Below are 11922 nucleotides of genomic sequence, written 5' to 3' on the forward strand. Positions count from 1 at the left end.
ATGGAAACCTGAGGCCAAGACCCCAGGTTTTTCTTATTCATAGGTTACGACTGTAACAGCACCCTTGTCATACTCAGCGATAAAGATATTGGCAACATTGTCATGTCCTTGTTTGCTGAGGTTATCAAGCAACCACTCTTCGCTACGACCAATCGATTCCAAAACATCGACTTGGATCACACCGTCAGTCACAACTGGATACTTAGGATTTTCATCCCCCATTTGGACCACGATGAGTTGGCCATTTTGCTCTTGCACAGCTCGTTTAACTTGCTTCATCTGGAAAATCCCTTGGCTACGAAGTTTGAGAGCAACATCTGCCGCAGACAAGCCAACTGAACGACAGGCTTCTGGGTCGATCTGCCCATTTTTGATGAGGAGAGTTGGTTTCCCATCAATCAAGCGTTTGACAAAACGAACATTATTGTTGAGCCATTTGAGGGTCAAGACCAAAATCGTCCACATCATCAAAATCACTGCGTATTGCAGAATACTAATTGAACTATTGTAAATCACCCCACCGATGATACCACCAAGAACATAGTTTTGAATTTGGTCTGTCGCAGAGTTAGGTGCTAGGTTCCCCTTTCCTGTCACATTAATAACAAAAACAAGAGAGAAAAGACCCAAGGCCAGTTTGATTAAAATTTCCATATAGTTGAGTGTCATTTGTTTACCTCCACCAATTCAATAGCATCTGTTTGATGCAATTCTAATTTCTCTAAAAGATACTTGTCCGGTTGACTCCCGTTCATAGCGCGGTAGAAATTTGGACCTACCTTGACAAGCGCTCCATCAGTGGTAGCTGAAGTATTGACGTAAACTTCTGATTTATCCACTCCCAAGTCTTTGGAAACGACCTCTATAAAATGAAGGGAGGTTTGAAATTGATTGTTAGAGGCTTGATTGGTCTGGTATTTTGAAATCGTCACCAAAAGCATGGCTACTAAAGTCAAGGCCAAAATCATGACCAATTCCCGAAACTTAGTCCCCTTTTTATCGCGATAAGCCTTAAAAGCAAAAAATCCTGTGATAGCTAGGAGCACAATCCCAAAGCCAATCATGATTCCATTTTGCTGACTGATTTGGCTAAGCACATAGTCATATGAGTAAAATTTCATTTATTTTCACTCCTTTTCATAAAATCATTCTTCATTATAAACGAAAGAGGGTGATTTTTCAAACCATACGTTGGGGAAATAGACATATCAGACCAACTTCTCAAACTAATGACTCCAGTAGCTATTTCAAGATTCTGATTTTGATAATTGATAAGAATAGACACTAGGAATTATCACTACAAAGAAAAGTGTCAAGAAGAATACCCAGTAAACATATAGTTGCACAAAGGAATTTAGAAACAATAACAATCCTCCTAATACCCAAATTTTTCCAGCTAGGCGATGCGTTTTTCTCCAGTTTTCATCATTTTCCAAGGTCCACGGTAGTCGAATACCGATTATATAATTTCGGTGTGTTTTTGGTAGATAATTTCCAATTACGATCATCACGACTCCCATAAAAATCTGAGCTAGTAGCCCACTCATCATGGAATAACCCAAAGATTCTCCGAAGATAGAAATCATTAATAGACAAGATACAAAAGGAATAATCCAGTAAATCAAAACTTGTATTTTTGAACTGATATTGCTAGATTTAGGATCCTTAATCATTAAAAATAGAAGCAACCAATGCATCAAAAGCATGAGAGTCGGTAATCCAAAGATAGCAGACATTTTATGATTGTAGCCATCTGCTTGACCCAGTAGATTAAAATGAGTGGGTATCTCCTCTGGTAATTGATTCCAGAAAACACAACCTACAAGGGAAGGTAGTAGGATGAGAATGCTCGTAAATAATACCAATTTCTTATTGATTTTTATCTTCATCAAAATGATCTCCTTTCAGATCTGCTAACCAAACCATTATATCCTCTAAAACCGATGTATTTAACTCATAATAAATAAAGTTTTTTTCTTTCATTTCATGAATCAAATCCGCTGCTTTCAAAATCGTGAGATGGTGTGAAATAGTTGCACTAGTCAACTCAAATTGACTGGCAATTTCTCCTGCAGATAATCTACCTGCTTTGAGTAAATTTAAAATCTCTCTCCTCACTGGATGAGATAAGGCTTTAAAACTATTTGCAAAACTCATAATGACTCCTTTCCCTTTGTAATATTAGTAGGGCTAGGACTAAGCAAGGTAGAACTGATAGCATTCCTGTCGGTGATGGGCCTAAAATCAAGAGGCTTGAAACTTTTTCTCCTGGTAATTGGAAGAGTAACCCAATACCTGCAGTTGCATTGATTGCCCCATGAAATAGGGCAGAAGCCCAGATAGAACCTGTCTTTTCCAACAACCAGCTCAACAATATTCCTAGGCTAAAACAAGATAGAAACATAGCAACAACTCCCAAAACGGGATAAGCAAAATAAGTAAGGCCATAATTATATCCTTGCAAATTGATTGGTAAATGCCATAGACTCCAAATGAGAGCAAGTAAGACATGAGTCTGAACTAGTGAAAAGCGTTCTCTTAGCACTGGGTAAAGATAGCCACGCCAACCAATTTCCTCTCCCAATGCAAAGAAACTATTAAGAAAAGGAGCGTAGGTCAAACTAGATAGGATTTGAATCAAAGCCAAGAAAGATAAGGGAATCGGTGATTGAAGGACTCCTTTTTCTTGTAAAATAGCTTGAATAGATTCAAAACCAAGGCTGAAATTACTAGGGAATACAAGAAAATAAAGTCCCGCTCCTAAAAAACTGATGACTGCTGGTAACCAGATAGCTAGTAAGTAAAAGCTCCAGTTCCTCTTGAGATTCACAACTAATTTAGATTTGATTCCACTAGGTTGATTCGTGATTTTCCCTAAAATAAAGACTGCAAGTGCAGGCATCCACATAGCTACAATACTAGCAAGTTGACTCCATGGAGAATTTAGACCAACACCACTTAGCCATAGTGCCAGCCATATTATCCAAGCAAGGGCATAAGCCAAGACCACAAAAAGAAGGATTGTTCTTTTATTTGACATATATGTAACTTCACTTTCTATTTAGATGTTTTTCTAAATAACATTATACACCTTTCTATTCTAAACACAAGAGCTATTTAGATTTTTTTCTAAATAGTTTAGGGGATTTTTATTTTCTCAGGATAAAGTCTAAAGAGTAATTTTTCAAACCATACGTTGGGGAAATAGTCCTTTTTTTGGTATAATAAAATCTATAATCTGAATGAAAAAGGTAACTTTATGAAACTTATCTCATGGAATATTGATTCCCTCAATGCTGCCCTAACTAGTGATTCAGCTCGTGCCAAATTGTCCCAAGAAGTCCTACAAACCTTGGTCGCTGAAAATGCTGACATTATCGCTATCCAAGAAACCAAGCTTTCTGCCAAGGGTCCTACAAAGAGACATCTGGAAATTTTAGAAGAGCTCTTCCCAGGCTACAAAAACATGTGGCGCTCTTCCCAAGAGCCTGCCCGTAAAGGCTATGCTGGAACCATGTTCCTTTATAAGAAAGAACTTACGCCTACTATCAGCTTCCCAGAAATCGGTGCCCCTTCTACCATGGACTTGGAAGGCCGTATCATCACGCTAGAATTTGATGATTTTTTCGTAACGCAAGTTTACACTCCAAACGCTGGCGATGGCCTCAAACGCTTGGAAGAACGCCAAGTCTGGGATGTCAAATATGCTGAGTACTTGGCTCAACTAGACAAAGAAAAACCAGTCCTTGCAACCGGTGACTACAATGTAGCCCACAATGAAATCGACCTTGCAAATCCTGCCAGCAACCGCCGTTCACCAGGATTTACAGACGAGGAACGTGCTGGATTTACCAACCTCTTGGCAACTGGATTTACCGATACTTTCCGTCATGTTCACGGCGATGTTCCCGAACGCTACACTTGGTGGGCACAACGCAGCAAGACTTCTAAAATCAACAATACAGGCTGGAGAATCGACTACTGGCTCACAAGTAACCGTATCGCTGACAAGGTCACTAAATCTGATATGATTGACTCCGGTGCGCGCCAAGACCACACACCCATTGTCATGGAGATTGAACTCTAAGGAGAAAACGAATGGACTATCAAGCTGTCATTCCTGAATTTGTAGTATCTGACATCGAAAAATCACGCCACTTCTACTGCAACCTGCTAGGATTCTCTGTCGAATACGAGCGTCCAGAGGAGAAATTTCTCTTCCTCTCGCTTGAAGACTGCCAGCTAATGTTAGAGGAGGGAACAAAGGATGAATTAGTTGAACTGACCTACCCATTTGGTCGCGGTGTCAATATTTCCTTTGGCATTGCAGATGTTCCTCAGCTCCACCAAAAACTGCTGGAAGCTGACTATCCTATCCATCGTCCCCTGACAAAAAGAGAATTTCGAGTAGGAGATAGCTTTATATATCCCCATGAATTTGCAGTTTTGGATCCAGATGGCTATTTTTTAAGATTTAGCGAGTAGAATAATAAAGATTGGGAAAAAGTCTTTAAAGTTAGAAAAAGGCATATTGTCAGGTGTTTAAAAATCTTGATAATATGCCCTTTTTATTATGGAAAAACCTTCTAAATGTTAGCTAATAAGTTAACTTTTGCCCATTTTTATTATATTCGTTCGCTTTTTAAACCAAAACACTAACAAAACAGTTGATTTCTAAAGTTATTTAGTGTAAAATAAAAACATTGGCACAAGCCTATTTTAAATTAAATATCATTTTACTTGTTTATGTCGTGAATTGGCACGACGTTTCTACAAGGTGCCGGAACACCTAACAATAAGTAAGTTAGCAGTGAGGTATGGTCGTTTTTGCCATGCCTATTTTGGGGACTTACTTAGAGATTAAGTAGGTCCTTTTTGAATATTTTTAATATTTCCCTTAATTAGTGCGGACGGGAGCAACTTCCTTCGGAATTTCATCCCTAATTTTTGAGCCAAAAGTCTCAAAAATCCCGTCATAGACAATAACAAGATTATTGTCTATGCTACCACTACGGCGGGAAATATTTGATAAAACTCGCTTCGCTCGTACTAGTTTTATCAAATACATAGTACTAGCAAACCGGATCACTATAGAAACATTTAACCAACAAGTAAACTGGCTTTTAGACTTTAGGAGGTCTTATGAAATTATTAGAAGAGCGCATCCTCAAGGATGGGCATATCTTGGGTGATAACATCCTCAAGGTGGATTCTTTTTTAACCCACCAAGTTGACTTTAGCTTGATGCGAGAGATTGGTAAGGTTTTTGCGGAAAAATTTGCTTCTGCTGGTATTACCAAAGTCGTGACCATTGAAGCGTCAGGTATTGCCCCAGCCATTTTTACAGCTGAAGCCTTAAACGTTCCCATGATTTTCGCTAAAAAAGCTAAAAACATCACTATGAACGAAGGAATCTTAACTGCCGAAGTTTACTCCTTTACCAAGCAAGTGACCAGTACCGTTTCTATCGCTGGAAAATTCCTCTCACCAGAGGACAAGGTCTTGATTATCGACGATTTCCTTGCTAATGGCCAAGCTGCCAAAGGCTTGATTCAAATCATTGAACAAGCTGGAGCAACAGTCGAAGCTATCGGTATTGTGATTGAAAAATCCTTCCAAGATGGCCGTGATTTGCTTGAAAAAGCAGGTTATCCTGTCCTATCACTTGCTCGTTTGGATCGTTTTGAAAATGGCCAGGTCGTATTTAAGGAGGCAGATCTCTAATGCAAACTCAAGAAAAACACTCGCAAGCAGCCGTTCTTGGCTTGCAGCACTTACTAGCCATGTACTCAGGATCTATCCTAGTTCCCATCATGATTGCGACAGCCCTTGGCTATTCAGCTGAGCAGTTGACCTACCTGATTTCCACAGATATCTTCATGTGTGGGGTGGCAACCTTCCTCCAACTCCAACTCAACAAATACTTTGGAATTGGACTACCAGTCGTTCTCGGAGTTGCCTTCCAGTCGGTCGCTCCCTTGATTATGATTGGACAAAGTCATGGCAGTGGTGCTATGTTTGGTGCCCTTATCGCATCAGGGATTTACGTGGTTCTTGTTTCAGGCATTTTCTCAAAAGTAGCCAATCTCTTCCCTTCTATCGTAACAGGCTCTGTTATTACCACGATTGGTTTAACCTTGATTCCTGTCGCTATTGGAAATATGGGAAATAACGTTCCAGAACCAACTGGTCAAAGTCTCCTACTTGCTGCTATCACTGTTCTGATTATCCTCTTGATCAACATCTTTACCAAAGGATTTATCAAGTCTATCTCCATTTTAATTGGTCTAGTTGTTGGAACTGCCATTGCTGCTACTATGGGCTTGGTTGATTTCTCTCCTGTTGCGGCAGCACCACTTGTCCATGTCCCAACTCCACTCTACTTTGGGATGCCAACCTTTGAAATCTCATCTATTGTCATGATGTGTATCATCGCAACAGTGTCTATGGTTGAGTCTACTGGTGTTTACCTAGCCTTGTCTGATATCACGAAAGACCCAATCGACAGCACGCGCCTGCGCAACGGTTATCGCGCAGAAGGCTTGGCCGTACTTCTCGGAGGAATCTTTAACACCTTCCCTTACACCGGATTTTCACAAAACGTTGGTTTGGTTAAATTGTCAGGTATCAAGACTCGCCTACCAATCTACTACGCAGCTGGTTTCCTGGTTCTCCTTGGACTCCTTCCTAAGTTTGGTGCCCTTGCCCAAATCATTCCGAGCCCTGTCCTCGGTGGTGCTATGCTGGTGATGTTTGGTTTTGTATCCATTCAAGGGATGCAAATCCTCGCTCGTGTTGACTTTGCTAACAATGAACACAACTTCCTTATCGCAGCAGTCTCCATCGCTGCAGGTGTCGGACTCAACAATAGTAATCTCTTTGTCAGCATGCCGACAGCCTTCCAAATGTTCTTCTCAAACGGAATCGTCGTAGCCAGCCTACTCGCCATTGTCCTCAATGCGGTACTGAATCATAAAAAGAAATAAGAAAAAGAGGTGCGAGCCTCTTTTTTGTTTATCACAAGTTGATTATAAATATAATCAATCCCAATTCCCATCTAATATTTCTTTTATAAACTTCTTAGGCATCCAAAAGGAGTGTTTTGTAATCCTACGCCCATCTGGAAGCTCATCCGTATCAGATAATGAGCCTTTCCCAACAAATTTTCCTTTTTCAATTTCATAATAAGCATTGGTAGCATGTAATTTCGTAAATAGGATTCTATTTATCTTACTTTGAGGGAAATTAGTTGAAACTTTATTACCATTTTGAGTTAATTTAACTCCGTCAGAAATAATTTGTCTAGTTTCCTGCCACACTCTTTGGATTTCTTCTAATTGTCTATCCTGAAATCCCCAAAATTTGATAGAATCTAATACAAATAGCTTAGGTTCAATTTCCTTAAAAATAACGAAGAGGAATCGTTTATTATAAATTTCATTATAAACATGTGACGATTCCCAACTATCTGTTTCTGCTAATTCTTTAAAACAATAAGTTTTAAATGGAGAGTCTTCCTTAGGTAAATTATTCTTATCTACTCGAATAACTCTCAAATTCATGTTTGCTTTTTGAAATTCTTTTGTCTTATCTAAATCCCCTGTTAATCCTAAAATTTTTCTAATCAGAGTACTATTCTTACCTTTGGCTTTTGGATTCACTTCAAATCTATCATATAACTCTTGTTCAGAGAAACCTTTATAGGAGAGAATCTTCTCTGCAATAACCTCAGTAAATGATTTTTTCTCACCCCTGAAATTAGCCAGAACACTCTCTTGATCTGATTGATTAAAGATTTTATGATTAATCAGATAGGTCATATAACTTGATTTTAATTCCCAAGCTCTTTGTTTTGCTAATTCATGACTAAATGGTTGCTGTCTTAAATCCTTTCCTTTACCTGCACCTTTTGTACAAGTTGATAAATAGTTTCCATCTGATTCTGATAATTCATGTGCCCTTCCATTTTTGATTTTATCTGTAATCTTCTGATAGTCTTCAAGGATGACTGCCATATCCTCCTCAAACCATTCATATAAAAATATTTTTTCAATGACATAGTCCTTCATTGTTTGATTAGGAATTAAGCCATTGTAAAACAACAACAAAATCTTTGCACATTTTTTCCATAAATGAGTGGAGTAAAAATCCTCTAAATTTTCCTCCATATAGTTTAGTATTGTTAATACAAGTCGTTCTTTTGCACTAAGTGTCCCATTTTTGTTTATCTTAAAAGGAGTAACTTTTAATTCTACACCTATTTTTTCAAAGTCAGCTTCCGAGTCACTATTTGGCTGGTAACCATAGAAATATTTTTCAATATAATTTCCATACTGCCCTTTTGACTTCATACTAATTGTTTTATCTTGTACCTCAGAGACTACTCTATCATTATAATCGTCATATGATTTATAAAGCGAACGATTATACTCTTCCATAACATCGGAAAATTTTCTATTTAATAGTTTGTGAGAATATTCAATAACACTATCGATATCTTCATCGTTATAGTTAAATAAGTTTTGATCCATTTTCTTCTCCTATCTTTTATATTATATCAAATTAAACTAAAGCAAACATTAATACTTGATCAATCATTGAAAATAGTATATAATGGATTAAACTGTAAAAAAATGAAGGAGAAAAGATGAAAGTTCTCGAACTATTTGCTGGAGTTGGCGGTTTTCGGATAGGATTAGAAAATGCCGATAAGCAACTCTTTAAAACAAAATGGGCAAACCAATGGGAACCATCTCGTAAATCTCAAGACGCATTTGAGGTCTATGATTATCACTTCCCCAATAGCGAAAACATCAATATTAGTATCTCTGATATAACAGACGAACAATTTTCCAAAATGGATGCCGATATGATTGTCGGTGGTTTTCCTTGCCAAGATTACTCTGTTGCGCGTAGCAAGAAAAATGAAAAAGGCATTGAAGGAAAAAAAGGAGTTTTATTTTGGGAAATCATTAGAGCAACAGAAATCATTAAACCCAAATACTTAATTCTAGAAAATGTAGATAGACTTTTAAAAGCACCTTCAAAACAACGAGGACGCGATTTTGCAATCATGCTCACAGCTTTTAATAATCTTGGATATTCTGTAGAGTGGAGAGTTATTAATGCTGCTGAGTATGGAAGAAGCCAACGAAGACGTCGTGTATTCTTTTTCGTATATCGAAATGATACAGTCTTTGCCCAAAAAATTGACAATCTTTACGAAAAAAATGAAGAAATCTTTGAAGATAATAGGTATGATGACTATATTTTCAATCAAGGTCTATTTGCAAAACAATTTCCTATTAAACCTATAGCAGTTAAAAATCGTCATGTTTTTTATAAGTTACCAAATGATATAGTTGAAGTTTCAGATACTTTTACTGGTACTGTTTGGAATACAGGAATTATGAGACATGGAAAATACTATTCTATTGATACAGAACCCAACTACAATGGTAATCCTATCACTCTAGGAGAAATTCTTCAAGATGAGTCTGAAGTACCTGAAAAATATTTTTTAACTGATCAGTCAAAATTGGAAAAATTTCAATATCTAAGAGGACCTAAAAAAATTGAACGAACATCCTCTGACGGGCATCAATACATCTATTCAGAAGGAGGAATGTCACCTTATGATGATTTAAACCTTCCTGGAAGAACAATGCTTACATCCGAAGGGACTGTTAATCGTTCTACACATTTATTATTTGTAAACAATAAATATAGATTAATTACACCCATTGAAGCTGAACGCCTTCAGGATTTCCCAGATGATTGGACAGCTAAAAAGAAACTATCTGACGATTCTATTGTAGAGGTATCTGATAAAATGAGAATGTTTTTTATGGGAAATGCTTTAGTTACTGAAATTGTAAAAGAAATTGCTGAGTTTATTAAAGAAATTGATTGATTTATCTGAAACTAAAAAAGAGGTGCGAGCCTCTTTTTTGTTTTTCTATATCCTTACCTGTCTGTCTTCTGACCGTTGGCCTGTGACAAACATGGTAAAGGTTGCTTTGCAGACATTTCTGCCTTCTTGATTGGTAATATCGACATCCACTACGCAGGTTGTGCGACCTTGATGGACACATTCTCCTTTGATGGTCAGCACATCGTCGAGTTTTCCTGCTTTGAGGTAGTTGATAGAAGATTGGAGAGTCACTCCATCAAGTCCTAGCGAGATAACCACCAAACCACTGATTTGGTCACATAGTGTGAATAGATAGCCACCATGGGCATTGCCATAGTAGTTGAGCGACGAGTTCACTACTTTTGTCGTCACCACAACGTGACCATCTCTCATTTTTTCAATTTCGTAATTTTCAAAGGCAGATATAGCGTCAAAATGAAAATCTTTCATCGTTTCCTCCTGATATTTCAAACGACACTATGATACTACTTTTTATAGGACTGTGCAAGGAGAAAGCTCTTAGTCTGGCAAAATTCCGACCTGCTCCACAAAGCGCATAAAGGCCGCCTGTCCTTGTTCCGTCTGCTTGTAGACTCCTGCATCCTCAAGTACACGCGCAAAGATAGCACCAACAGAGTCCTTGACGATTTCAAGGGCTTTTTCTTTATCTGTTAGGTCTAGATATTGGGCTCTAAGTTGGTCTGCCCATTCCTGATGATAATCGGCAACTGTAACAGCTTCTCCTACAAGATAGCTAGCAACTTGCTCCACTTCTTCTTTCAGACGTGGTGGCAAGATTGCCAAGCCCATGACCTCAATCAAGCCGATATTTTCCTTCTTGATATGTTGGACATCCTTGTGAGGATGATAGATGCCATCAGGATGTTCTGCAGAAGTCTGATTGTCTCGCAAGACCAAGTCCAACTCAAACTGTCCATCGCGTTTACGGGCAATAGGTGTGATGGTGTGATGCGGTGTTCCATCAGTCTCTGCTAAAATCTGCACTGTAGGGTCTGAATACTGGCGCCATTCCTGCAAAATCTTGTCAGCCAAGTTGATCAAATCCTCTGTGGAATCCGAAGTCAGACGCAACACTGACATAGGCCACTTGACAATTCCAGCCTTGACTTGCTCAAAACCAGCAAATCGGAAGGTCTTTTGCAAGGGAGCCAATTCCATAGGAAATACGTGACGGCCTCCCTGATAGTGGTCATGAGTTAGAATAGAGCCCCCAACAATCGGCAGGTCGGCATTAGAGCCAGCAAAATATCCTGGAAACCGCTCTACGATAGCCAGCAGACGTTCAAAACTCTGACGACTAATGGCCATGGGACGATGCTGGCCATCTAAAAAGATACAATGCTCATTAAAATAAGCATAGGGCGAATACTGGAAGCCCCACTCCTGACCAGCCATTTCAAAACGGATAATCCGGTGATTGCTACGGGCTGGGTGGTTAACTCGACCATGGTAGCCTTCATTCTCTAGACAAAGTTGACACTGAGGATAATTACTAGCTTGCACCAACTTAGCTGCCGCAATCTCCTTAGGATCCTTTTCAGGCTTAGAGAGATTGATGGTAATCTCAAGCTCTCCGTAATCAGATGGAACACGATAAGCAATATTTTTAGCAATGGCCTTGAGTTTGATGTAGTCATTCTTCTGACTGAGTTGGTAAAAATCCTCTACCGCTTGCTCAGGAGAGTAGGCATAGGTTTCCCAGAAGTCACGATTGACCTGACTTGGACAAGGGAGCACCAAATCCATCAGTTCAGCACCGAGGATTTCACGCGCAGTCTGACTATCCTCAATCATCTCTAATCGAACGGCTTCCTCAACTAACTGATCCTTGAGGTCAATCAATTTATCCAGATTGGTCTCAACTTCCAAAACACCGTCTCCCACTCGTGACAAGACACGATTGGTCAGGTAGATTCGATCCATTTCCTCAAATGAACTTTCAGCAATAACGTGTGTTACAAATTTATCTACTAAGGTCACTATAGAGC

At 38.9% G+C, this 11922-nt stretch carries 13 protein-coding genes and 1 riboswitch; of the genes, 5 read left to right on the forward strand and 8 right to left on the reverse strand.

The features are described from left to right. Positions 1-33: 33 nt before the first annotated feature. The 5 genes from HT720_RS03725 to HT720_RS03745 form a co-directional block, all read right to left on the reverse strand. Positions 34-669, reverse strand: coding sequence for a DUF421 domain-containing protein (locus HT720_RS03725; protein WP_000174448.1), 636 nt, complete (start codon positions 667-669; stop codon positions 34-36). Continuing rightward, positions 666-1121, reverse strand: coding sequence for a DUF3290 family protein (locus HT720_RS03730; RefSeq protein ID WP_173274753.1), 456 nt, complete (start codon positions 1119-1121; stop codon positions 666-668). The genes HT720_RS03725 and HT720_RS03730 overlap by 4 nt, the downstream gene beginning before the upstream one ends. 126 nt (positions 1122-1247) lie before the next feature. Continuing rightward, positions 1248-1889, reverse strand: a complete 642-nt coding sequence (locus HT720_RS03735) for an SdpI family protein (RefSeq protein ID WP_164226056.1) — start codon at positions 1887-1889, stop codon at positions 1248-1250. After that, complete coding sequence (locus HT720_RS03740) at positions 1870-2157, reverse strand: autorepressor SdpR family transcription factor (protein ID WP_000006510.1); 288 nt, start codon at positions 2155-2157, stop codon at positions 1870-1872. The genes HT720_RS03735 and HT720_RS03740 overlap by 20 nt, the downstream gene beginning before the upstream one ends. Further along, complete coding sequence (locus HT720_RS03745) at positions 2141-3040, reverse strand: type II CAAX endopeptidase family protein (RefSeq protein ID WP_173274754.1); 900 nt, start codon at positions 3038-3040, stop codon at positions 2141-2143. Before HT720_RS03745 ends, HT720_RS03740 begins: the two co-directional genes overlap by 17 nt. 219 nt (positions 3041-3259) lie before the next feature. Between HT720_RS03745 and HT720_RS03750 the strand changes: the two genes are divergently transcribed. From HT720_RS03750 to HT720_RS03765, 4 genes are all read left to right on the forward strand, one after another. Then, positions 3260-4087 (forward strand): exodeoxyribonuclease III, encoded by an 828-nt coding sequence (locus HT720_RS03750; RefSeq protein ID WP_173274755.1) that lies wholly within the window; start codon positions 3260-3262, stop codon positions 4085-4087. Positions 4088-4098: 11 nt separating this feature from the next. Further along, the gene (locus HT720_RS03755; protein WP_173274756.1) at positions 4099-4485 is read left to right on the forward strand and encodes a VOC family protein; all 387 of its coding nucleotides are present in this window, start codon (positions 4099-4101) and stop codon (positions 4483-4485) included. A 235-nt stretch (positions 4486-4720) separates the two neighbouring features. After that, positions 4721-4816: riboswitch (purine riboswitch) on the forward strand. A 326-nt stretch (positions 4817-5142) separates the two neighbouring features. Beyond that, positions 5143-5724, forward strand: a complete 582-nt coding sequence (locus HT720_RS03760) for a xanthine phosphoribosyltransferase (protein ID WP_000770411.1) — start codon at positions 5143-5145, stop codon at positions 5722-5724. Continuing rightward, positions 5724-6986: a nucleobase:cation symporter-2 family protein gene (locus HT720_RS03765; protein ID WP_050252708.1), complete on the forward strand. Its 1263-nt coding sequence runs from the start codon at positions 5724-5726 to the stop codon at positions 6984-6986. The genes HT720_RS03760 and HT720_RS03765 overlap by 1 nt, the downstream gene beginning before the upstream one ends. Before the next feature lie 54 nt (positions 6987-7040). On the opposite strand, the gene HT720_RS03770 is transcribed toward HT720_RS03765, so the two are convergent. Next, positions 7041-8531 carry a Sau3AI family type II restriction endonuclease gene (locus tag HT720_RS03770; RefSeq protein ID WP_173274757.1) on the reverse strand — a complete coding sequence of 497 codons (1491 nt, stop codon included), beginning with the start codon at positions 8529-8531 and terminating at the stop codon, positions 7041-7043. Positions 8532-8647: 116 nt separating this feature from the next. On the opposite strand from HT720_RS03770, the gene dcm reads away from it, so the two are divergent. Then, positions 8648-9913 (forward strand): DNA (cytosine-5-)-methyltransferase, encoded by a 1266-nt coding sequence (dcm, locus tag HT720_RS03775; protein WP_173274758.1) that lies wholly within the window; start codon positions 8648-8650, stop codon positions 9911-9913. Positions 9914-9958: 45 nt separating this feature from the next. On the opposite strand, the gene HT720_RS03780 is transcribed toward dcm, so the two are convergent. Continuing rightward, positions 9959-10363, reverse strand: coding sequence for a PaaI family thioesterase (locus HT720_RS03780; RefSeq protein ID WP_125453198.1), 405 nt, complete (start codon positions 10361-10363; stop codon positions 9959-9961). Positions 10364-10432: 69 nt separating this feature from the next. Next, a complete protein-coding gene (locus HT720_RS03785) occupies positions 10433-11914 on the reverse strand; it encodes a UDP-glucose--hexose-1-phosphate uridylyltransferase (protein ID WP_173274759.1) in 1482 nt (493 codons plus the stop codon). Positions 11915-11922 lie beyond the last annotated feature (8 nt).

Source organism: Streptococcus sp. 68, assembly GCF_013277415.1.
Classification (GTDB): domain Bacteria; phylum Bacillota; class Bacilli; order Lactobacillales; family Streptococcaceae; genus Streptococcus.